24 protein-coding genes are annotated in these 21,853 nt (G+C 30.5%); 5 read left to right on the top strand and 19 right to left on the bottom strand.

Features of this window, described 5'->3' with window-relative positions; translation table 11 throughout:
* From ACTTBN_RS05925 to ACTTBN_RS05915, 3 genes are all read right to left on the bottom strand, one after another.
* Entirely contained in the window at positions 1 to 864 is an 864-nt protein-coding gene (locus tag ACTTBN_RS05925) for a carbohydrate ABC transporter permease (RefSeq protein WP_075505839.1), read from the bottom strand.
* Positions 865 to 936: 72 nt separating this feature from the next.
* Entirely contained in the window at positions 937 to 2,475 is a 1,539-nt protein-coding gene (locus ACTTBN_RS05920) for an extracellular solute-binding protein (RefSeq protein WP_440681493.1), read from the bottom strand.
* Between the two features lie 19 nt (positions 2,476 to 2,494).
* On the bottom strand, positions 2,495 to 3,556 hold the full coding sequence (locus tag ACTTBN_RS05915) for an NAD(P)-dependent alcohol dehydrogenase (protein ID WP_262589926.1): 1,062 nt from the start codon (positions 3,554 to 3,556) through the stop codon (positions 2,495 to 2,497).
* A gap of 200 nt (positions 3,557 to 3,756) precedes the next feature.
* Between ACTTBN_RS05915 and ACTTBN_RS05910 the strand changes: the two genes are divergently transcribed.
* On the top strand, positions 3,757 to 4,788 hold the full coding sequence (locus ACTTBN_RS05910; RefSeq protein WP_440681492.1) for a GAF domain-containing protein: 1,032 nt from the start codon (positions 3,757 to 3,759) through the stop codon (positions 4,786 to 4,788).
* On the opposite strand, the gene ACTTBN_RS05905 is transcribed toward ACTTBN_RS05910, so the two are convergent.
* From ACTTBN_RS05905 to hspQ, 15 genes are all read right to left on the bottom strand, one after another.
* Positions 4,785 to 5,990 carry an MFS transporter gene (locus tag ACTTBN_RS05905; protein ID WP_440681491.1) on the bottom strand — a complete coding sequence of 402 codons (1,206 nt, stop codon included), beginning with the start codon at positions 5,988 to 5,990 and terminating at the stop codon, positions 4,785 to 4,787. The genes ACTTBN_RS05910 and ACTTBN_RS05905 overlap by 4 nt on opposite strands.
* A gap of 6 nt (positions 5,991 to 5,996) precedes the next feature.
* Entirely contained in the window at positions 5,997 to 6,950 is a 954-nt protein-coding gene (locus ACTTBN_RS05900; protein ID WP_440681490.1) for a 2-hydroxyacid dehydrogenase, read from the bottom strand.
* A 7-nt stretch (positions 6,951 to 6,957) separates the two neighbouring features.
* Entirely contained in the window at positions 6,958 to 8,247 is a 1,290-nt protein-coding gene (gene glcF, locus ACTTBN_RS05895) for a glycolate oxidase subunit GlcF (RefSeq protein WP_440681489.1), read from the bottom strand.
* The gene (locus ACTTBN_RS05890) at positions 8,247 to 9,473 is read right to left on the bottom strand and encodes an FAD-binding protein (RefSeq protein ID WP_440681488.1); all 1,227 of its coding nucleotides are present in this window, start codon (positions 9,471 to 9,473) and stop codon (positions 8,247 to 8,249) included. Before ACTTBN_RS05890 ends, glcF begins: the two co-directional genes overlap by 1 nt.
* Before the next feature lie 4 nt (positions 9,474 to 9,477).
* Positions 9,478 to 10,974: an FAD-linked oxidase C-terminal domain-containing protein gene (locus ACTTBN_RS05885; protein ID WP_440681487.1), complete on the bottom strand. Its 1,497-nt coding sequence runs from the start codon at positions 10,972 to 10,974 to the stop codon at positions 9,478 to 9,480.
* 3 nt (positions 10,975 to 10,977) lie between these two features.
* Positions 10,978 to 12,141 carry a pyridoxal phosphate-dependent aminotransferase gene (locus tag ACTTBN_RS05880; protein ID WP_440681486.1) on the bottom strand — a complete coding sequence of 388 codons (1,164 nt, stop codon included), beginning with the start codon at positions 12,139 to 12,141 and terminating at the stop codon, positions 10,978 to 10,980.
* Between the two features lie 72 nt (positions 12,142 to 12,213).
* The gene (locus ACTTBN_RS05875; protein ID WP_428078954.1) at positions 12,214 to 13,365 is read right to left on the bottom strand and encodes an alpha-hydroxy acid oxidase; all 1,152 of its coding nucleotides are present in this window, start codon (positions 13,363 to 13,365) and stop codon (positions 12,214 to 12,216) included.
* A gap of 10 nt (positions 13,366 to 13,375) precedes the next feature.
* A complete protein-coding gene (locus ACTTBN_RS05870; RefSeq protein ID WP_428078956.1) occupies positions 13,376 to 13,888 on the bottom strand; it encodes an acyloxyacyl hydrolase in 513 nt (170 codons plus the stop codon).
* Positions 13,889 to 13,894: 6 nt separating this feature from the next.
* Positions 13,895 to 14,254, bottom strand: a complete 360-nt coding sequence (locus ACTTBN_RS05865) for a cytochrome c-type biogenesis protein (protein WP_440681484.1) — start codon at positions 14,252 to 14,254, stop codon at positions 13,895 to 13,897.
* Positions 14,251 to 14,769, bottom strand: a complete 519-nt coding sequence (locus tag ACTTBN_RS05860) for a DsbE family thiol:disulfide interchange protein (RefSeq protein WP_440681482.1) — start codon at positions 14,767 to 14,769, stop codon at positions 14,251 to 14,253. The genes ACTTBN_RS05865 and ACTTBN_RS05860 overlap by 4 nt, the downstream gene beginning before the upstream one ends.
* Positions 14,766 to 16,640 carry a heme lyase CcmF/NrfE family subunit gene (locus tag ACTTBN_RS05855; RefSeq protein ID WP_440681481.1) on the bottom strand — a complete coding sequence of 625 codons (1,875 nt, stop codon included), beginning with the start codon at positions 16,638 to 16,640 and terminating at the stop codon, positions 14,766 to 14,768. The genes ACTTBN_RS05860 and ACTTBN_RS05855 overlap by 4 nt, the downstream gene beginning before the upstream one ends.
* Positions 16,641 to 17,060, bottom strand: coding sequence for a cytochrome c maturation protein CcmE (ccmE, locus tag ACTTBN_RS05850; RefSeq protein ID WP_440681480.1), 420 nt, complete (start codon positions 17,058 to 17,060; stop codon positions 16,641 to 16,643).
* Positions 17,061 to 17,070: 10 nt separating this feature from the next.
* Positions 17,071 to 17,298, bottom strand: coding sequence for a heme exporter protein CcmD (locus tag ACTTBN_RS05845; RefSeq protein ID WP_440633121.1), 228 nt, complete (start codon positions 17,296 to 17,298; stop codon positions 17,071 to 17,073).
* The gene (gene ccmC, locus ACTTBN_RS05840; RefSeq protein WP_440681478.1) at positions 17,295 to 18,002 is read right to left on the bottom strand and encodes a heme ABC transporter permease CcmC; all 708 of its coding nucleotides are present in this window, start codon (positions 18,000 to 18,002) and stop codon (positions 17,295 to 17,297) included. Before ccmC ends, ACTTBN_RS05845 begins: the two co-directional genes overlap by 4 nt.
* 176 nt (positions 18,003 to 18,178) lie before the next feature.
* A complete protein-coding gene (gene hspQ / locus ACTTBN_RS05835; RefSeq protein ID WP_262589942.1) occupies positions 18,179 to 18,499 on the bottom strand; it encodes a heat shock protein HspQ in 321 nt (106 codons plus the stop codon).
* Between the two features lie 87 nt (positions 18,500 to 18,586).
* Between hspQ and ACTTBN_RS05830 the strand changes: the two genes are divergently transcribed.
* Together ACTTBN_RS05830 and ACTTBN_RS05825 are read left to right on the top strand one after the other, a co-directional pair.
* Entirely contained in the window at positions 18,587 to 19,138 is a 552-nt protein-coding gene (locus ACTTBN_RS05830) for a septation protein A (RefSeq protein WP_440619109.1), read from the top strand.
* On the top strand, positions 19,131 to 19,475 hold the full coding sequence (locus tag ACTTBN_RS05825) for a DUF2794 domain-containing protein (protein ID WP_440681476.1): 345 nt from the start codon (positions 19,131 to 19,133) through the stop codon (positions 19,473 to 19,475). The genes ACTTBN_RS05830 and ACTTBN_RS05825 overlap by 8 nt, the downstream gene beginning before the upstream one ends.
* Position 19,476: 1 nt before the next feature.
* Here the strand turns inward: ACTTBN_RS05825 and ACTTBN_RS05820 are convergent, their stop codons facing one another.
* Positions 19,477 to 20,238: a Bax inhibitor-1/YccA family protein gene (locus ACTTBN_RS05820; protein WP_262589945.1), complete on the bottom strand. Its 762-nt coding sequence runs from the start codon at positions 20,236 to 20,238 to the stop codon at positions 19,477 to 19,479.
* A 79-nt stretch (positions 20,239 to 20,317) separates the two neighbouring features.
* Between ACTTBN_RS05820 and ACTTBN_RS05815 the strand changes: the two genes are divergently transcribed.
* Positions 20,318 to 21,352 (top strand): aldo/keto reductase, encoded by a 1,035-nt coding sequence (locus ACTTBN_RS05815; RefSeq protein ID WP_440681475.1) that lies wholly within the window; start codon positions 20,318 to 20,320, stop codon positions 21,350 to 21,352.
* A complete protein-coding gene (locus ACTTBN_RS05810) occupies positions 21,343 to 21,852 on the top strand; it encodes an invasion associated locus B family protein (protein WP_440681474.1) in 510 nt (169 codons plus the stop codon). The genes ACTTBN_RS05815 and ACTTBN_RS05810 overlap by 10 nt, the downstream gene beginning before the upstream one ends.
* Position 21,853: the final 1 nt, after the last annotated feature.

The raw sequence follows: 21,853 nt of genomic DNA, 5'->3' as shown, positions 1-21,853 counted from the left end.
TTATTCTTTTAAAAGTAATTTAGTTAAAACCTTTGCAATAATTGTTAAACTTATGATCATAATAATTAAGTAAGTAAAAGACATCGAAGCTGCGTATCCCATTTGAAACTCTCTTAATCCTTTAATAAAAATATAAAAACTTGACGTTTCTGTAGAGGTACCTGGCCCTCCTGATGTTAGTACATAAACGGTATCCATAATTTTTGATGCCTCAATTAATCTAATAATTATTGCACCAATTGATATAGGCGCCATTAGTGGGAAAGTTACATAAATAAATTTTCTTACTGGACTAGCTCCATCAATTGCAGCAGCCAAAAATGGTTCTTTAGGTAATGATAATAAACCTGCTAATAAAAGTAGAAACATAAATGGTGTCCACTGCCAAACCTCAACTATAATTACTGTAAATTTAGCTAAAGCTGGATCTGTTAGCCATTTCGGAGATAAACCAAAATTAGATAAAATATCATTAACTGGCCCCAAAGATTCATGAAAAAAAGTTCTCCAAATAACAGTCATGATAACCGGGGTTGTCATCATTGGGACTAAAAATAAAACTCTAAAAAATCTTTTAAATTTTATGTCTTTCCAAACCATATGTGCAAGAGCAAATCCAATCACATACTGCAGAATTACTGTTGTAACAGACAAAAAACTTAATCTAAAAAAAGATTCCCAAAATCTTGGGTCATCAGTAAAAAGTCGTATATAGTTTTCTATACCTATAAAATCCAAACCTGGATTATAACTATTCCATCCAGATAAACTTAGTCTAACTACAAAAATAATTGGAAAGATTAAAATTCCAATAAGTACAAATAGACCTGGAAACAAAAAGAAATATTTATGCTTAAAGTTCATTTATAAAGTTGGATTATATTATTTTTTTTATATGTGGCCATTTTAATAAATGGCCACATAATTTAAGTATTATTATAGTTGGTTATCTTCCATTTTAACACCAACAGCGTAGGCATCTCTTACTGCTTTTTTACCTACTCTGCTTACAATTGCTTCCCACTCTTTAGCAACTTCGTCTAATGCTTCTTGAGGAGACAATTGTCCTGCTAAAGCTTTAGAAGTTCCTGTAGCGACAGCACTTGTAAACTCAAATACACCTGGAACTCTTAGAGGGAAAACTCTATTTTGACTTTTCTCCATATCTAAAAGTGTTTGAGTGTAACTGTTAGCGATCTCTGGATCCCAACCCATACTATTAATATAAATATTAGGGTCGAAGTCAGAGTTTTTGAAAGGGTTAACACCAAATCTACCAATTGCTAAGTCAGCTTGGTGGTTTGCTCCGTTTGAGAAGAAGCAAAGATAATCAAATGCCATATCTTTTACTTTACTTTTCTTAGCAACACCAACTGCCCAACCCCAAACAATATAAGGAGCTTGGTTGTATTGGTTTTCCCAACTATTTGTAACTCTGTTCCAAACTTTGTTAGCACCTGGAAGAGGAGCTGCACCTACTTTATTTTTAATAGGGCTGTCATCTTGCATCGCTGCAATAAATGCATCATCCCATGAAAAACTAAATAAAGTTTGTCCACCACCAAATGATCCAATTTCATCACCTAGACCAAAGTTAGTTCCCCCTGGAGGAACATATTTAGTAGCCTCAACCCAATCAGTTAAAGCTTCAACGAAACCTGGATTATTAATGTTTGGTTTCATAGTTTCTAAATCAAAAAAGAAACCACCCGGAGTTCTTGGATTTTTAGCATATGCAACTGATCTGCTGAAAAAAGCTGCGAACATTAAGTCGTCTTTTTTCATAACTTCAGCTGAACCATATTCTAACTCACCATCTCCGTCCCAGTCCCAACCATTAAAGAATTTTGCCATCTCAGCATATTCTTTCCAAGTTGTTGGAACTTTTAGATCTTTTCCTGTTTCTGCTTTATATTTTTTTTGCATTTCAGGATTGTCAATGACGTCTTTTCTGTATTTTAGATAGTGTCTGTCACCATCAACTGGATACTGGTACATAGTTCCATCCCAAGATGATACACCCATATGAGATTTAGTTACGTCTTTCATCTCTGTTGAGTTCATATACTTCTTAGGAACTGGTGCTAAATATCTTTTCCAGTCATTGATAAAGTTAGAAAATCCAAACACAATATCGTAAGGTGCTTGTCCAGCTTGAAAAGGAACCATTGCTTTAGAATACAAATCACCTGCTGGTGTATGAGTAACTTCAACTTTAGCTCCAGTTAATTTTTCAAACTGTTCAGCATGAAGAGCTGTAGGCTCTCCCATTACTGGAATTGCGTGAGTATTTATTTTAAGAGTTTTTCCTTTGTAATTTTTCTTAGACATTTCCTCATAAGAACAATCACCTGGAATATCTCCTGTTGCCTTGATATGTGGAAATTGATCACTCCACTTATCAGCATATGCCATAGGGCTAAATATCATCATACTTGATATTACAGCCGTTAAGCAGGTTTTTATTATTTTCATTATCACCTCTCTTTTTTTTTTATGGAACTAAAACAGCTCGTCCCTTAACCTTACCATCGTTAAGATCATGAAGCGCTTTATTAGCATCGTCTAAACTATACTCCTGCATAGAGAGCTTAACTTTACCTCTGTCAGCTAACTCCATTAATTCATATAATTCAGACCACGTTCCCACTAAATTACCTACAATTGTTTTCTCAGAAATAATTAAATCAACTGCAAGTGATTTAATTTCTTCTCCATATCCAACTATGTAGTAAAAACCACCATTGGAAGTCATTTGAATTCCCATGGCAGTAGATCCTTTTTCACCTACGAAATCAATTACAGCTTCAGAACCTTTTCCTTTTGTTAGTTCTTGAACTTTTTCAATTTCGTTTCCATCAATTAAAACTCCGTGGTCACCACCAAGTTCCATTGCATGTTTCAATGCTGCTTCAGATTTTTCAACAATAATAATATCTGCTGCACACATAGCTTTTAAACATTGAATAGCGATGTGACCTAAACCTCCTGCACCAATAATTGTACAGCTCTGACCAGGCAGCAAATGTCTTGTTGCTTTTTTTACCACTCTATAAGCTGTAAGACCTGCATCTGAAAAAGGTGCAACATCTTTGGGCGCTAATACTTTTGGAAGTTTAATTAGATTTCTAACGCTAGTTTTTAATAGTTCAGCGTAGCCACCTTCTTTAATACTTAATCCAGGAAATGCGCCTGCTTCAGCATGCATATCATTACCTCTTCTACAATCTAAACAAGTTCCTCCTGTTCCAGAAATAAGTGGGTGTAATATTACAGGATCACCCTTTTTAAATTCAGTAACGTCTGAACCTACATCTTCTACCCAACCAGCATTTTCATGTCCCATTACGCATGGTAATAATTTTCCATCTGGATCTTGGATGTGTTTCCATACTCCTTCAATAATATGTAAATCAGTTCTGCAAACTCCTGCAGCACCAATTTTAACTATAACGTCTGACGCCTTTTCAATTTTAGGATCTGGCATCTCCTCACCTGTGACCCAGACCTTTTCTTTCATTTCAGGGTCATATTTATGCAAAACCTGTGCTTTCATTATTATCTCTCCTTTAATATTTCAGTAACACTATTAAAGTTCTGATATAGAATGGAGTCAACGGCATCTTTATATGTACAAAAAGTTAACAATTACAACCTGTGGTTGGTTGTTGTATCTAAAAAAACAAATAAACTTTTAAAATGTCAAACTTAAGTCACTCAAGCAGCGAACTTAGAAATATCCTACATAAAAGGAATATGAGCTCTTATGAGATGGGAAAAGATATTAATGAAAGTTGGTTGAGATGTATCAGTGAAGGCCTTGATCCGTTTAATGATCCTAAACAAAGTGTAATTTCATCAATCGAATTAAAAGAGATAAAAGAGCGAAATGAATCTATCAGAAGAATAATTATTCCTGAACTAGAACTTTTATATTCCCAAATAGCAGGAACAAATTTTATGGTGGCTTACTCAGATGAGAAAGGATTAGTCTTAGATACAATTTATGACAAATCTTGTTTACAAACTGACGTTGGTAAAACAGTAATACCAGGTTCAATTTGGGCAGAAAAAATTTGTGGAACAAACGGTCTTGGATTATCTGTTGAACTAAAAAAACCAACTATCGTTTCAGGTAAAGAACACTTTTTTACTGCTCACGAAAATATTTCGTGCTTTGCAAGTCCCATCATAAATTATGATGGTAAAATTATTGGTATTATTGATGCTTCAACAGACTCGATGTCCAGAGAACAACATACGCTAGCTTTAGTAAGACTTGCAACTAGAAGTATCGAAACAAAATTGTTTATTAAAAAGTTTGAAAACGAATTAATTATTTCTTTTCACCCAAGACAAGAATATTTAACTACAACTAGTGTTGGGATGCTGGCGATAAATGGGGATGGATTAATTGTGGGTGCAAACAACAATGCAAAAATTATGCTTAATGGACTAGTTGATTTAAAAAATGAAAATTTTAACAAAATTTTTACAAGTTCTTTTTCATCAATTGCATCAGATATCTTAAATAATAAAACTCTAAAGATAACAGATCATTTAGGTTCATCTGTTTTTGTTGTCAAAAGTCAAAATTTTAAAGAAAGTAAATTTATAGAAACTGGTAAACAAAACAAAACTTACGCTTGTAAAAATTGTGAGGATACAAAAATTAAAAGAGAAAAATGTATTCTAATTAGATCAACTTTTAGTGAGACTAATAATATTTCTGCAGCATCAAGAAAATTAGGTGTATCTAGAACTACAATTTATAAGCATCTAAATTAATTATTTTTTAATAAAAAATATAAATAAGAAATTAAAGATGTAACTAGCACAAAAGACATTGCTAATTGAAATGAAGCAATTTCAGAATAATTTAAACTTAATCCTAAATCTATAATAAGGCCGATTATCCATTGCAGAAAGAAGGCACCTATAAATATTAATAAATTATAGGAAGTTAGAGCCTTACCTGCATTAGATATTGAAAAAGCCATACCAACTGCTGGTTGGATTAAAGACAAAAATACAGCTGAAACTATAAATAATGCCCAATGAATTGACTCTGTATTTGGACCTAGATAAATAATTACACCCAATACCAATAAACTTAATGGTGAACCATATTTCAACAATCTGATTGCATCATGAACGTTCTTTGAAAATTTCGGAACAAAATAGCCCCATATTAAAAATGATAACAGCGTAAAAAAATAAATTAAAAATAAACCTTTTGCACTTTCTTCTGGTGTGTACCCAGAAACTTTTATCATCCAAGGACCAGCCCATAGTGTTTGGATAGCAAATAATCCTCCCGTACTAAAAAAACCCATCGGAATAACACTTTTGAAGAATTTATTTTGCCAAACAATACTCAATTTTGCATCATCACTTCTCTGATTACCTTTTGAAGTCCACTGAGGAATAAAAATAATTATCAAAATTATACAAACCAAAGTTATGAAAGCTAAAAGAAAAAATATATTTCTCCAACCGATGATAGGTAAGAAAAATTGAACTGGTAAACTTGATGACAACATACCAATTGCACCAACCATTAACATCCATGAGTTTGCACGTTGTTGAGTTTCATCTTGATACCAAATCCGATAAGCAGTCAAAGGCCCCATTAAACAAGCTCCAACACCAACTCCTATAATTATTCTAGATACTAAAAGAGTTAAAAAATTCTGAGCGAGAGCAAATATTAATAAACCAACAATGGTTAATGATAAAAAGTATGAAACAATTTTTCTTGGACCTCTCATGTCTAGCATATAACCTAATGGGATTTGTACACTTGCAAATCCAAGAAAATACCCGCCTCCTAATAATCCAAGCTCTCCTGCAGAAAGATTAAATTCATTTACTAATTCAGGTGAAATTGTTGCAGTTATTGCTCTTAAGAGAGTAGAAATAAAATACCCTAAAGCAAAAACTAAAAAAATAATAATAGCTTTTGATTTAGCTAGAACAGGTTTATTCATTAAAATTTAGTTAACTTTATTAACGCAATTACCAGTTCTAAAAAATTCTTCTATATTGTCTATCGCTAGATTTCCCATTGCAATTCTAGTATCTTTTGTAGCGCTTCCTAAATGAGGCAAAACAAAAACACTCGGGATTTTTAAATAACCAGGATTTAAGTTTGGTTCATTTTTATAAACATCTAATCCTGCTGCATAAATTTTTCTTCTATTCAATGCATCAATCAAAGCTTCATCATCAACTATATCACCTCGAGCAACATTTGTTATCACAGCACCTTTAGGGAAGAACTCAACTGTCTCTTTATTTATTAGGTTTTCTGTTTCTTTTGTAGCTGGGCAACAGATAGATAAAACATCTGAAACTGAAAAAAGACTTTTTATACTGTCATGATAAATTGCACCCTGCTCTTTATCTTCACTTAATTTTGAACGATTATGATAATGAATAACCATGCCTAAAGATTTAGCAATATTTGCAATTTTTTGACCGATACGACCCATACCTAAAATTCCTAGTCTTGTTCCTGTTAACTGTTTTCCAATTAAATAATCTGCGGACCATTTCCATCCACCCTCTCTAGCAGACTCAATTCCTTCTGACGCTCTTCGACAAGCTCCTAATATAAGTAATATTCCTATCTCAGCTGTAGCATCTGACAAAACTTCTGGGGTATTAGTGACAGCAATACCTCTCTTTTTAGCAGCATCTAAATCAATGTTTCCAAAACCAACTGCAAAATTTGAAATTATTTTAATACTATCTGGAAGTTTATTTATTGTATCAGCATCTAATTTTTCAGTTAAAGATGATAAAATTCCATCACATCCTTCACTCATTTCAATAATTTTTGATTGTGAATAAAGTTCATCATTAGAATTAAATTTAGCTTCAAATAATTTTGATGCTTTATCTTCGCTCTCTCGGATCAGTCTTCTAGTAATTAAAATTTTTTTCATAAAACCCCTATTTTAAAATTTCAGGTTTGGGACCGCCTGTGTACCAATCCAAAACTTCAATTGTATGTAAAATTGGGACTTTAGTACCATGAGAAATTTGGGTAATACAACCAATATTTCCTGTTGAAATAAAATCAGGATTTAAACTTTCTATATTATTTACCTTATTTTTTAATAGTTGTTTTGCAATTTTTGATTGTAAAATATTATAAGTTCCAGCTGATCCACAACAAATATGTCCTTCAGGAATTTCCATTATTTCATTATCAGTCTTTTCAAGTAATGAAATTGGTTGTGAATGAACTTTTTGACCATGCTGCATTGAACATGCAGAGTGATAAGCAACTTTATATTTCTTTCCTTTTGATTTTATATTTAGTTTTAAACTTTCAAAAATATATTCTGAAATATCTCTGGTGAGATCTGATATGACTTTAGCTTTTTTACTTAACTCTTTGTCATCTCTAAAAATAAAACCATAATCTTTAATGGTAGTACCACAACCCGATGTATTAGATAAAATTGCATCTAAATTACCCTTTTGATGTTCTTCATACCAAGTATTTATGTTATTTTTGAAATCTTGGTGGGCATCTTCTTCTTTTCCAAGATGATGGTTTAAAGATCCACAGCAACGAATTTTTTTTGGCACCACAACCTCAACTCCATGTCGATTTAGTAATCTTATTGTGGCTTCATTAATTTGTGGCGAAATTTCTTTTTGAACACATCCAGTTAGCAGAGCAACTCTTGCGATTTTTTTCTTTCCTATAGCTTTATAAATTTCTTTATTAGGTAAAGTTTTTTTTGGAAAAGTAGTTGGCATTAATTCAATCATGTCTTTAATCTTTGTAGGCATTAAGAATTTAAATGGCATTACGAATTTAACAAAAAAACTTGAGAGTCTAAATACTTTAACATTTGGTAAAGTGATTGATAAAAAATATCTAATTAGTTTATCAAAAAAAGATCTCTCATAATTTTTTTCAATATATTTTTTTCCATGATCAATTAAATGCATATAATTTACACCGGCTGGACATGTGGTCATACAGCTGTAACAAGAAAGGCATCTATCTATATGTTTAACGACTTTTTCAGTTGGTTTCTTATTATTTTCCAACATATCTTTAATAAGGTAAATTCTTCCTCTTGGACCATCTAATTCATCTCCTAAAATTCCATAAGTTGGACATGTTGCGTTACACATTCCACAATGAACACATTTTTTAAATATTTTCTCAGAAGATTGATTATCTTTATCTTTGAGTTGTGTTTCTGAAAAATTTGTTTGCATTAAAAATCCTTATACATTTTACCTGGGTTAAATATTCCTTTTGGATCAAAGCTTTCCTTAATCTTTTTGGAAATCATTAGTTTAGTATCATCAATAGTGAATATTTTTTCTGAAAAATCAAACTCCTCTGATTTCTTGATTATTGTTACATATCCATTATTTTGAAGGATCATTTTTTTTACTTCTTTTAACTTATCATCATCTTTTCCAGGAACCTCTATCCAGAATAGTGATCCAGACCAATCTATAAAATACTTAAATTTATTTTTTATATTGTTCATTACTTTTTCACAGTTAGCTGGAGGTACAACTGCTCGAAGTAAATTATTTTTTGTCTCAGAAAATAATTGTAAACTATTTACACTTTTCCAAAAAAGAGGAGATTGATGAGGATCTAAATTAGAAGTTTTATATTTTTTTAAATTTAACTCATTTGAAATATCTTTAATTCGCTCTTTTATTGAATTTTTATCACCTTCAACTCTTAAAGCAAAAAATGAACCTTCTTGATCTAAATCATTAAATTTAAATGCTTTACTTTTATTTAAATCAAATTTTTTATTTTGTGGCTCGTCAGGAATAAAAACTGCACCTGAAATTTCGTTACTCGAGCTAAGCACCTTTTGAAATAATTCTGAGATAACCTTTGAATCATTTTCATAAATAACAATTGTATTTTGTGAAGGCTTCTTTGCTGAAATTTTTAAAGTTATTTCAGTTAATGCCACCAATGTTCCAAAGGATCCACTGACTAATTTAGATAAATCATAGCCTGTAACATTTTTTACAACAGTTCCACCTGATTTAATTATATCTCCTTTGCCATTTACACCTCTGAAACCTAAAACAAAATCTCTAACGCTGCCTGACTTAAATCTTCTAGATCCTGCAAAATTACAGGCAACACAACCACCTACAGTTCCTTTGCTTGATTTTCCATTTTTGATGTAACCAAAATCAGTTGGTTCAAAAGAAAGCTCTTGATTATTTTTTTCTAAAGCGGTCTCAACATCCTCAAGTAAAGTTCCTGGTTTTACTTTAATATAAAGTTCCTCTGGTAAATACTCGATTATTCCATTTAAACTTGATAAATCTAAACTTTTAGCAGCCTGGACATTGTAACCTATAAATTTTTTTGTATTTGCTCCATGAATATCAATTGGAAGTTTCTTTTTGTAAGCTTCTTTAATTATATTTGAAACTTCAAGTTCGCTTTTTGGTAACAAGTGATTAGAATCTTGGAAGATCTGGGAATTTTTCTTCTCCTCGGTGAACATGAACCCTTCCTTCCTCAGCACATTTTCTTAAAATTGGGTAAACTTTTCCAGGATTTAAGAGATTTTTTTCATCTAAACATTTTTTAATATTAAGCTGTTGCTGGATATCAATATCATTAAAAGCCTCACACATTAATTCTCTTTTTTCTATTCCAATTCCGTGCTCACCAGATAATGCACCTCCCATTCTCACACACGCCTTTAAAATTTCAGCCCCAAACTCTTCAGTTCTTCTCAACTGTTCTTTATCACTGCCGTCAAAAAGAATTAAAGGATGTAGATTTCCATCCCCTGCATGGAAACCATTTGCAACCCCTAAATTATATTTTTTTGATAATCTGCTTATTTCTTTAAGTATGACAGATAATTTTCCTCTAGGAATTGTTCCATCCATACAATAGTAATCTGGTGCCATTGCACCACAAGCTGGGAATGCAGCTTTTCTTCCAGACCAAAATCCTAATCTTTCTTTTTCTGATTTACTTAATTTAAAACTATTCGATTTATTTTTTTCAGCAATTTCTTTTATTTTTTTAAATAGTTCATCCACCTCAGACTTTGTCCCATCTAATTCAACAATCATTAACACTTCAGCATCCATTGGGTATCCTGCATGAACAAATTTTTCTGTTGCATCTATTAATGCTTTATCCATAATTTCCATTCCAGCCGGTACAATACCGTTGGAAATAATATCTGTTACGCAATTTCCTCCATCTTCAATTGTTGGAAAACCAATTAAAGCTGCTTTTACTGTTTGTGGATTTTTCAAAATTTTTACAGTTACTTCAGTAATTACCCCCAGTAATCCTTCTGAACCACATATTAATCCTAATAAATCATATCCCTCTTGATCTAAAGTTTTTCCACCTAATCTACAAATAGTCCCATCCATCATGACCATTTCAACACCCAGTATATTATTTGTTGTTGTTCCATATTTAAGTGAATGAACACCACCAGAGTTTTCAGCAACATTTCCACCTATAGAACAAGCTAGTTGGCTTGAAGGGTCTGGTGCATAATAATATCCTTTATGTTTAACTGCATGAGTTATAGACAAGTTAGTGACACCAGGTTGCGTAACAACACATTTATTTTCAAAATCGATATCTAAAATTTTATTAAATTTTCCTAAACCTAATATAATGGCATCATTTAATGGTAAGGCTCCACCAGAAAGACCAGTGCCTGCTCCTCGTGGAATAACTTTTATATTTTCTTGATGACAATATTTTAAAATTTCACTAACTTCCTCTGTGTTTTCAGGAAGCACTACTGCTAAAGGCAGATTCTTATATGCTGCTAATGCGTCTGTTTCATAGGGTTTAATCTCATCGAATTCACTTAAAACATTTTCTTTTAAAGTGAATTTTTTTAGATTTGATACAATAGTTTCTTTTTTACTTACTATTGACCTATCAACTTTTGGTAAAGCTATTTCAGACATAGCTTAACCTAGCATTTTTTTGATGTTTTCCAATGCGTTAGAAATGTTATCCTGTGATGCAGCAAAGCTAAATCTTACGTAATCTTTACATGTTTTTCCAAATGCTGTGCCTGGGACAATAGCAACACCAGCTTCATGCATAGCTTTTTTACAAAACTCAGACCCATCCATTCCAGTTCCTATAACTTTTGGAAATGCATAAAATGCTCCACCTGGTAAACTGCATTCTACTCCGGGAAGACTATTCAGTCCTTCATGAATTAATTTTCTTCTTTGAGTAAATTTTTCCATCATCAAATCAATTGAATCGTCTGGTCCATCTAACGCTGCTATTCCTGCAAATTGAGCCGCAGCGTTAACACAAGAAACACTATTGATTAGTAATTTATTAATATGTTCAATTAAATTTTCAGGCCAAAAACTCCAACCTAATCTCCAACCTGTCATTGAGTAAGCTTTACTCCAGCCTTCTAAAACAATTAGTCTTTCTCTTAACTCTGGATAATTAAAAAATGTTGGCATTTCTTTATTATCAAATATTTGTCTACTGTAAATTTCATCACTTAAGATAGTAACATGAGGATGTTTTTTTAAACCCTCTGCTAATTTATCAATTTCAGATTTCTCAACAAAACTTCCAGTGGGATTGTTAGGATTGATTATAATTAACAATCTAGTTTTCTCAGTTATTAAAGATAAAATCTTATCCGCACTAAATTTTAAATCTTTATCTTCTGTTAAATCATAAGGTACAGCTGTAGAGCCTGTATAATTAATCATAGACTCATAGATAGGAAAAGCTGGTGTTGGATGAATAATTTCTGCTCCTGGCTCACCAAAACACTGTATCGCATAATGCATTGTTGGTTTACCACCTGGCATTATGGTAATTCTTTCTGGATCTACTTCAGTGTTGTATCTTTTCTTGATCCATCTAGTTACTGCTTGTCTACACTCTAAAATTCCGTTTGAAAGTACATATCCATGGTGACCATCATCTAAAGCTTTTTTTGCAGCTTCAACTACATGTTTAGGTGTTTTAAAATCTGGTTGACCCAATCCAAGATGTATCATTGGGTTTCCTTGTGCTTCCAATTTTTTAGCTTCTGCTAAAACTGAAAAAGCACTTTCTGTTCCAAGTCTATTAAGTGATGCTGCTAGTTTCATAATAAAGTTGGAAAATATACATAAATTAAGTTGATTGTCTATTAAGATAAATTTTAATTTTCTTTATTTATCTTAACTTCTGTAGATTATTTTTGACGCGTCGAGATCTTTTACAGATTTACATCCCATCAAAATCATGTTTCTTCTAATTTCTTTTTGCATGTTCTCTAGCAATCTTTCAACACCTTTTTGCCCTCCAGCACCTAAGCTAAAAAGAAAAGCTTTTCCAAAACTACAAGCTGTTGCACCAGCAGCAAGAGCTTTTAAAACATGTGTTCCTCTTCTTACTCCACCATCTAGAATTATTTCTAATTTATCTCCTACCGCATCTGAAATTGCTTTAACTTGATCAAAAGGGGATCTCGATCCATCCAATTGTCTTCCACCATGATTAGATATCATTATTGCTGTACAACCTATATCAATTGCTCTCTTTGCATCTTCAACAGACATCACTCCTTTTAGTGCCATTGGTTTATTCCATTTTTTAATACAGTATTCTGCATCTTTCCAATTCATTGCAGGATCATATTGTTCATTAATATAATCCATTACTGATTTAGCTATGTTTGTTCCCTTATCAGTTTTGTTTTTGATATTTGCTAATTCAAATTTTTTGTTTGTAAAATATTTAAAAACCCAACCAGGTCTCATAGCAAAGCTTAATAAACTATCTAAGGTAAATTTAGGTGGGGTAGTAAAACCTGTTCTATGATCTCTTTCTCTATTACCTGCAACTAATGTATCAACGGTAATGCACATACCATCAAAATTTGCTCTACTACATCTATCTATTAAATCATCAGTGATTGATTTATCCTTATGAATATAAAGTTGAAAAAGTTTTGGACCACTAGAAACATTTGCAACTTCTTCGATTGAAAATGATGCCATCGTAGACATGCTATAAATCGTATTAAATTTTTCTGCTGCCCTAGCTGAAGCTTTATCGCCTTCTGGATCATACAAGCTTTGCATTGCTGTAGGAGACAAAAATAATGGCATATCAATTTTTCTCCCAAAAACTGTTGTGGATAAATCTGGTTCTCCAACACTATTCAAAATATTAGGAACTAAATCACAGTCGTTAAACGAAGCTGTATTTCTGTTTAAAGTTATCTCATCATCAGCACCTCCATCAATATAATGAAATATTGGAGCTGGTAATTTTTTTTTGGCTAATTTTCTAAAGTCATCAAAATTATAGCAATCATTTAAATTCATAAGAGTTTACTTAGAAGCTTTTAAAGAAATTAAACATATAACTATTTGCCCCAGGATTTTTACTTCCTAAACTTGCATTAGATATATGATTATATGAAAAACCAAATTGACTGCTCTCAGACATATCTAAAGAAATCTGTAATTCAGACTTAAATTCTAAGACGTGACCAAGATCTTTTCCATCACCTTCGTGATACAATCCTGGTGTAAAACTTGGATTAAAATTTAAAGATCCTATTTTATATTGTGCCTCTACTCCTGTGTAAACATAAGCTGCATTATCTGCAGTAATAAGAGCGCCTGTAATAGGTGATAAATTTCCCAAAAAAGTATCTCTGTTTAGGTTTTCATTTTGATGTTGAAAACCTATTAAAGTTGATTTTTTTCCATCATCACTAAAATCAAACATCCCTGTGTAAATATTAAACTCAGTATTTAAATCTCTGTTTTTGATTTCTTCTGCATTTAATGAAATCGTAAATGTTAGAAATGAAAATAAAATTAGTATTTTTTTTAGATACATTTTGGATTAATTTTTAAATTTCAGTTTTTTAAAGATTATTGCACCTCCAAGTAAAAATATCAATATTGGCAATATCCAAAGAATATAAGTGTTTTTATTTAAGCCGGGGTCATACAAAATCCACTCACCATATTTTTCCTTAAAAAAATCATAAATTTCATTTTCAGATAATCCTTCTTCAAGTTTTTTATCAACTAAAATTTTCATGCTATTTGCGAAATCAGAGTCTGAGTCGTATACTGATTGACCCTGACAAATTAAACATCTTAAATTTTTGGTAATGTTATTTCTTTCAAGCTGATCATCAGCAAATAATAAATTTGGGATTAATAATAAAATAATTAAAATAATTTTTAAAATTTTCATTTTATAATTGAGTTAATTTCGTTAATTAATTCTTCATTTAATGGTCCAATGTATTTTGCAACTATTTTGTTTTTATGTATCAAAAAAGTTTCTGGCACACCGTATGCTCCCCACTCTATTGAAATTGTACCGTCTTCATCTAATATTATTGTTTCGTATGGATTTCCCAATTTTGTTAGAAAATTTTGAGCATTATTAAAATTATCTTTATAATTTAATCCAATTAAAGTTACTTTATTGTTTTCACTTAATCTCATTAAATAAGAATGTTCTTGTCTACAAGGTACACACCACGAGGCCCATATGTTTAATATATAAAATTTATTTGAATTAAATATTTCTAATGAATTAACTTTTTCTTTGCTATCAAAGTTAATACTAGAAAAAATTGGAATATCTTTTTTTATTTCTGACTTAGGAGTGTAAATGTTTGTTTCTTGCAAACCTTTATAAAATATTAAAAAAATAATTATAAAACTTATTATTATTATTGAAGGTATTAATTTATCTTTCATATTTTCTTTTTGAAAAAACTTAATATTCCACCCATACTTAATAATAACACTGATACCCATATCCAAAGCATGAAAGGTTTGTCTTGATATCTAACGTTAAAATATTCCTGATTTTGTACTAAGTTTATGACAATAAATTTATCTTTCATCAGAGTGGTTTTGATATCAGCTTCACTAGTTACTATATTTGGCTGATTATAAATTCTTAACTCTGGAGACATTTTATTAATTTTTCCATTTGAAGAAATTATTTTAAAATCTGCTACCACTGAACTATAATTTTTTTCGTCTCTCTGCTTTACTTCTTCAAGTTTAATTTTAATTTTTGAATTTTCATAACTTTCACCAATTTTAAGATTGGTTATTACTTCGCTAGAAAGTAAATTATTAAATAAAATACTTAAAATTAATAAGCTAAAACCAAAGTGAGCAATATTTTGAGAAATGTTTTTAAATTTTTTTGTAAAAAAATCCCTTACAGTAATAAAAAACAAATAAAATGCGCTTGATATTAAAATAGTGTTTACAAGTAAATTTTTATCAAAATTCTTAACAACTAAATAAGATATTAAAATAGATATAAATAATAAGAATATAAGAATTTTTTTACTTTCAAAGTTAGATTTAATCCATTTCAATTGAGGTCCAATTGCCATAGCAAATAAAAATGGAATTAAGAAAGGGATAATTAGTTTATGGTAAAACGGTGGACCGACCGATATCTTTTCTGAAGAAATTACATCTAAAAAAATTGGATATACTGTACCAATTAAAACTACAGATAAAAAATACATCATAAACCAATTATTCAATATAATTGCACTTTCTTTACTCAACCAAAAAAGATTTATTGAATTTTTTTGGTCCTCTTTATGAAAAAAGAAAAAAATAAATAAAGAAATAAAAATTAGAACAAACAAAAATATTAATATGAATAGACCTCTTTCGGGGTCATTAGCAAAAGTATGAACTGAATTAAGGATACCTGATCTAACTAAGAAAGTTCCACACATACTAAGTGTGAATGTAGCTATAGATAATATTATAACCCAAGAAGTTAAAATCGATTTTTTCTCTAAAACCAATATACAATGTAATAATGTGGTTAATGCTAACCAAGGCATAAGAGATACATTTTCAACTGGATCCCAAAACCAAAATCCTCCCCATCCAAGTTCATAATATGCCCAAATAGAACCTAATAAAATTCCTAATGTCAAAAATATCCATGAAACTAAAGTCCATTGTTTTATATGAGTTGCCCAGCTTCCTGAAACCATTTTTAAAGTTGTTGCTGCTAATGCAGAGGAAAATATTATTGATGAACCAACATAGCCTAAATATAAAACAGGTGGATGAATTGCTAATGCGGGATCTTGCAAGATTGGATTTAAACCTAAACCTTCCTCAGGAATTGGGAACAAGTAATTAAATGGATTAGAAGTTTTTAATAAAAATATAAAAAAACCAATTATTATTATCTGCTGAAATATTGTTGTTAGAGTTTTATATTTTATTGATTGATTATTTGTCCTTAATAAAAAAATGAAAATGAATAATGTTAAAACCAACAACCACAATAACAAACTACCCTCATGGTTTCCCCAGGTTCCTGTAATTTTGTAAAATAAAGGTTTGGTGGTATGAGAATTATTAAATACAGTTTCATTACTAAAATCTGAAACTATAAAAGATAAAACTAAACCAAAAAAACTAATAACAACGAAAAATAATTGTAAAAATGAAAAAGATAATATTTTAGTATCTAAAATTTCTGAATTTCTAAAATTTTGAACTGAAAAATAAATCAAAATTGAACCACTAATCAATCCTAAAATTAGTGAATAGTATCCAACAACACTATAAATCAATTAATTTTCCTCCAATGCAGCTTTAACCTCTGGGGGCATATAATTTTCATCATGCTTTGCTAAAATTTTTGTTGCTGAAAAGAAATTTCTGTCTTTCAAAACACCTTCAGCTACAACTCCTTTTCCTTCTTCAAATAAATTTGGAACAGCACCTGAATAAGTAACATTAATCTCATTTTTAAAGTCTGTAATTATAAAATTCACTTCATTAGAATTCATACTAATAGAATTTTGTTTAACCATCCCACCTACTCTAATTTTGCTATTTGTCAGCTCAGTTAATGACTTAATCTCTGAAGGAGATTGAAAATAAACAACGTTTTCCTCTAAAGATTTTAGAACTAAAAAAACAGTTAATATTAAAATTAGTAAAATAGTCGAAACAAACAGAAATCTTAACTTAACTTTTCGACCATACATCGATCAAAAATTAGTTATTTGTTGCGTCAGCTAAAATTTCTTTATTTATTCTTTGTGATTTTGCAGAATTAGCTTGTTCAGTGTTAAGTGATCCAAATTTAGCAACGAATTTATTTTGTTCTTTAATAAATTGAACTTTTGTTACTAAATATAAACTTAGGAAACTTAATAAAGTAAAACCAAATGCAGATAACACGTATACTGCATATCCATTCATAAATAATAGTTCGTTAATCATAATCTATCTAAGCCTTTATTTTTAATTTTTATCAGTTCTGTATTATATTTCATCAAGAAAATTAACAACGAAAATAGAGCAAATGCCGCAGTCATTATCAATAAAGGATAAAGCATTGATGAATGGATTGAGCTTTTAGATAAGATATTTATTGAGGCAGGTTGGTGAAGTGTATTCCACCAATCAACCGAGTACTTAATTATTGGCACATTTATAATTCCAAGAATGGTAATAAAAGTTGAGATTTTAAAAACTTTGTCTTCATTTTCATAAATTCTCCAAGAGATTAGATATAAAGCATAAAACAGAGCTAAAATTAACATCGAAGTAATCCTCGCATCCCAAGCCCACCATGTGCCCCAAGTAGGTTTCCCCCAAATAGAACCTGTTACCAAAGCAATAATATTAAAAACAAAACCAGAGGGTGCTAGACTTTTGGATATTAAAAAAAAATTTTTGTTTTTAAAAATAAATCCTGAAATTGATAAAACAGTTATTGAAGAAAAAATTCCAAGAGAAATCCATGCCGCAGGAACATGAACATACATAATTCTAACAGCGTCACTCTGCTTGTAATCTTCTGGAGACAATATAAGTGCTTCAACTAATCCAACAGATAGGACAACAACAAATAAAAATAAAACATATTTTGGTGCTTTCGAGGTAATTTGAAAAATTTTATTTGGTTCTAAAAGTTTAAACATAGCTCTAATTTAAGGATTTATTCTAAAAATACTATTGTGAAAAATTATCTGATCAAGAATGAAGAGGGGGAGATAATAAAGAAAGATTAACTTTTAACACTCTTGATCAGAATATGAATATTTATAAAAAATTAGTGTGGCCTAGATTGGAAATAAATGTGTTTGAATAATGATAGCTAATTAGAAAGCTTGAAATAGCTTGAGCCTTTTTTGCCTGAAAAAATTTCTTCAATTAACGGATGTTTTATAGGCTCATCTGAATCGTCCATTAAAAGGTTTTGCTCAGAAACATAGGCTTCGTAAGTAATTTCATCATTTTCAGCAAGTAAATGATAAAAAGGCTGATCTTTTCTAGGTCTAACATTTTTTGGAATAGACTGATACCATTCCTCTGAATTATTAAACTCGAAATCCACATCATAAATGACACCTCTAAATTCGAAGTGCTTATGTTTTACAATGTCTCCAATTGAAAATTTAGCTTTCTGGATTGCCATGATAGTTAGTATGGGTATTTAAAAATAAAAATCAATGTAAAAAATATTAATGTTTTGTGATGTGGCAAATATGTTAATATCTTTTAAGTGAATAAATCTTTTTTAAAATTTGTTACTGATTTTGGACCTCTAGCAATATTTTTTTTCTATTATTACAACAGTGGAAAAAATTTATCAGTAGCAATTCCTCCCTTAATAGTTGCAACTATTATTGCATTAGCTGTTGTTTGGTTTTTTGAAAAAAAAATACCACCAATGCCTTTGTTAAGTGGAATTTTAATAACTTTTTTTGGAGGTCTGACTATCTACTTTAATGATCCAATATTTATTTATGTAAAACCAACAATAATAAACATCATGTTTGCATTGGCTTTATATTTTGGAAAATACTTTACGAAAGAACCGGTCCTTAAAAAAGTTATGGGTAAATCAATACCTTTATCAGATATCGGATGGGAAATTTTAAATCGAAGATGGATGTTTTTTTTCTTCGGTCTTGCGTTATTAAATGAATTTGTTTGGAGAACGCAAACTGAAGAATTTTGGGTTAATTTTAAAGTATGGGGAATGCTTCCAATAACAATAGTATTTACTGGATTTCAGGTACCTTTAATAAATAAACATAAAATAGATGCGTAATAATTTAAGATTAGTAGTAAACAATCCACATAATAAAATAGAGGAAAAACAATTTTTTGAAAAAGATGAGCTTAAAATTATTTTAGATCTTTATGCAAAAATGGTTTCCGAGGGCTCTTGGAAAGACTATGGTCTCAACATATCAAGCAAACAAGTTAGCTTTAGTGTATTTAGGAATGCAGCAGAAAATGCACTCTATAAAATCTGTAAAAACTTTAAGCCAAAAAATAAAAATTTAAAATACTTAATCATAGATACAAGCGGTAAGATTTTAAAAAATTCTTACGAACTTAAGTCTTTACTTAAAAATACTAATTGGAAGAAACTTCAAAAATAAATTATCGTCTTTGACCAAAAAGTCTTAACAACATTATAAACAGATTAATAAAGTCTAGGTATAATGTTAAAGCACCCATTACTGCTTTTTTTCCAACTATTTCACCAGAGTCACTTGCAACATACATGTTTTTAATTTTTTGAGTATCATAAGCTGTTAAACCTACGAAAATTAAAACACCTAAAATTGAAATTACGAAGTACATCATTGAAGATTTTAAGAAAATATTTACGATTGATGCAATAATTATACCAATTAATCCCATCATTAAAAATGATCCAAACTTTGTTAAATCTCTTTTAGTTGTATAACCATAAATGCTCATAGCTCCAAAAGTTGCTGAAGTTATAAAAAATACTCTAGTAACACTCAAGCCAGTATAAACTAATAAGATTGAAGACAATGAAAGACCCATTAAAGCTGCAAACACCCAGAATGTTGTTTGAGCTTTTGAAGCGCTCATCTTATTAATTCCAAAACTCATATAAAAAACGATACCCAAAGGAGCTAACATTACTAACCATTTAAGACCTGATAAATAAATCGCATTCCCCATTTGTGTTAATCCAACAATTGCACCTGATTGATCAGTTACGACTGACATCTTAAATGTTATTAGTGCAATGATCCCTGTTAACAACACACCTGTTGCCATATAGTTATAAACTTTTAACATGTAGGCTCTTAAGCCTTCATCCATTACTGCAGCAGTTTGTTGCGCAGCTTTCGCTCTGTTTAATATTCCGTTTTTATCAAATTCCATAATATGCTACATATAATAGTCTTTTAATAATTATTCAAGACACCTTGAGGGATTAATAAAAAGTTAACATAAAACATTAATGAATTACAAAAAATTGGGAAATACCGATCTTGACGTGAGTACAATTTGTCTCGGTACAATGACTTGGGGAGAACAAAATACTCAAGATGAAGCATTTGAACAAATGGACTTTGCTCTGAGCAATGGAGTAAATTTTTGGGATACTGCTGAATTGTATGCAGTTCCTCCTCGTAAGGAAACTTATGGGGATACTGAGGAAATAATTGGTAATTGGTTTGAAAAAACAAAAAAAAGAAAAGAAGTTATTCTAGCTACAAAAGTTGCTGGTCCAGCAAGAGATTATTTAAGAAATGGAGAAAACAGTTTTACAGGTCCAAACTTAGAGTCTGCTTTAAACAATAGTCTTAAAAGACTTAAAACAGATTATATTGATTTATATCAACTTCATTGGCCAGAAAGAAATGTAAATAATTTTGGAAGACTTGGTTATGTTCATAAAGAAAATGATTGGAATCAATTTGAAGATGTTCTTGGGGAATTAGATAAATATATTAAAGCTGGAAAAATAAGATATGTAGGATTATCAAATGAAACTCCTTGGGGGGCATTAAATTATCTGCAGTTATCAAAAGATAAAAATTTACCAAGGATGATGTCTATTCAAAATCCATACAGTTTGCTAAATAGATCTTATGAGGTTGGATTAGCCGAGGTTTCAATTAGAGAAAAAATTGGATGCCTTGCCTATTCACCTTTAGCAAGTGGATATTTAACAGGAAAGTACAGAAATAAGAATTTTCCTAAAGGATCAAGAATGGAAAGAGATTTTGATTTTTGGACAAGATATAGAAAACCAAACACAGAGGCTGCTGTAGAACTTTATTTTAAAATCTGCAAAAAACACAATTTAAATATGACTCAAATGTCTATTAAATTCTGTGAAATCCAAGAATTTATGACAAGTGTTATTATAGGTGCAACTACAATGGAGCAGTTGAAATCAGATATAGAAAGTGTAAATGTAAATTTATCTGATGATGTCATTGAAGAAATCAATCAAGTTCAAACAATTTATCCAAACCCATGTCCTTAATTAAAAAAATAATAATTTTATCAACTGTATTTATCTTAGGTTCAAATCATCTATTTGCTCAGGAAGTAAAAAAAATTGGTAAATATAAAGATTGGGAGGCCATGGTGGCATACGAACCTGATGGCAAAGTATGTTTTGCTCAATCAGCACCTGTGCTTCAAGCACCAAAATCAAACAAAAGAGATGCAAAATTATTTGTAACTTTTAGACCAGAGGAAAATATTTCAAATGAAGTAAGTGTTACACCTGGATATGAATTTAATAACAAGAATTCTGTTATTGCAGCATCTGGAAAAAGTAAATTTAAATTTGATATCATGCAACAAGGATTTGCATGGATTGCTGATAATAAAATTGAAATTAAAATGATTAAAAGAATGAAAAAAGGATCAAGAATAATGATTACTGGTTACAATCAAAATGGATCTCAGACAATTGATCATTATTCTTTGCTTGGATTTACCAAAGCTTACAATGCATCAAAAAAAGCTTGTACATAAT

Origin of the sequence: Candidatus Pelagibacter sp. HIMB1623, from assembly GCF_052047695.1 — a bacterium.
Classification (GTDB): domain Bacteria; phylum Pseudomonadota; class Alphaproteobacteria; order Pelagibacterales; family Pelagibacteraceae; genus Pelagibacter.
The sequence above is the reverse complement of the archived record's forward strand: the minus strand, read 5'-3'. Positions and strand labels throughout refer to the sequence as shown.

Coding starts and splice junctions, on each gene's coding strand:
- ACTTBN_RS05925 (WP_075505839.1), bottom strand. CDS start 864: ATGAACTTTAAGCATAAATATTTCTTTTTGTTTCCAGGTCTATTTGTA.
- ACTTBN_RS05920 (WP_440681493.1), bottom strand. CDS start 2,475: ATGAAAATAATAAAAACCTGCTTAACGGCTGTAATATCAAGTATGATG.
- ACTTBN_RS05915 (WP_262589926.1), bottom strand. CDS start 3,556: ATGAAAGCACAGGTTTTGCATAAATATGACCCTGAAATGAAAGAAAAG.
- ACTTBN_RS05910 (WP_440681492.1), top strand. CDS start 3,757: ATGAGCTCTTATGAGATGGGAAAAGATATTAATGAAAGTTGGTTGAGA.
- ACTTBN_RS05905 (WP_440681491.1), bottom strand. CDS start 5,990: ATGAATAAACCTGTTCTAGCTAAATCAAAAGCTATTATTATTTTTTTA.
- ACTTBN_RS05900 (WP_440681490.1), bottom strand. CDS start 6,950: ATGAAAAAAATTTTAATTACTAGAAGACTGATCCGAGAGAGCGAAGAT.
- glcF (WP_440681489.1), bottom strand. CDS start 8,247: ATGCAAACAAATTTTTCAGAAACACAACTCAAAGATAAAGATAATCAA.
- ACTTBN_RS05885 (WP_440681487.1), bottom strand. CDS start 10,974: ATGTCTGAAATAGCTTTACCAAAAGTTGATAGGTCAATAGTAAGTAAA.
- ACTTBN_RS05880 (WP_440681486.1), bottom strand. CDS start 12,141: ATGAAACTAGCAGCATCACTTAATAGACTTGGAACAGAAAGTGCTTTT.
- ACTTBN_RS05875 (WP_428078954.1), bottom strand. CDS start 13,365: ATGAATTTAAATGATTGCTATAATTTTGATGACTTTAGAAAATTAGCC.
- ACTTBN_RS05870 (WP_428078956.1), bottom strand. CDS start 13,888: ATGTATCTAAAAAAAATACTAATTTTATTTTCATTTCTAACATTTACG.
- ACTTBN_RS05865 (WP_440681484.1), bottom strand. CDS start 14,254: ATGAAAATTTTAAAAATTATTTTAATTATTTTATTATTAATCCCAAAT.
- ACTTBN_RS05860 (WP_440681482.1), bottom strand. CDS start 14,769: ATGAAAGATAAATTAATACCTTCAATAATAATAATAAGTTTTATAATT.
- ccmE (WP_440681480.1), bottom strand. CDS start 17,060: ATGTATGGTCGAAAAGTTAAGTTAAGATTTCTGTTTGTTTCGACTATT.
- ACTTBN_RS05845 (WP_440633121.1), bottom strand. CDS start 17,298: ATGATTAACGAACTATTATTTATGAATGGATATGCAGTATACGTGTTA.
- ccmC (WP_440681478.1), bottom strand. CDS start 18,002: ATGTTTAAACTTTTAGAACCAAATAAAATTTTTCAAATTACCTCGAAA.
- hspQ (WP_262589942.1), bottom strand. CDS start 18,499: ATGGCAATCCAGAAAGCTAAATTTTCAATTGGAGACATTGTAAAACAT.
- ACTTBN_RS05825 (WP_440681476.1), top strand. CDS start 19,131: ATGCGTAATAATTTAAGATTAGTAGTAAACAATCCACATAATAAAATA.
- ACTTBN_RS05820 (WP_262589945.1), bottom strand. CDS start 20,238: ATGGAATTTGATAAAAACGGAATATTAAACAGAGCGAAAGCTGCGCAA.
- ACTTBN_RS05815 (WP_440681475.1), top strand. CDS start 20,318: ATGAATTACAAAAAATTGGGAAATACCGATCTTGACGTGAGTACAATT.
- ACTTBN_RS05810 (WP_440681474.1), top strand. CDS start 21,343: ATGTCCTTAATTAAAAAAATAATAATTTTATCAACTGTATTTATCTTA.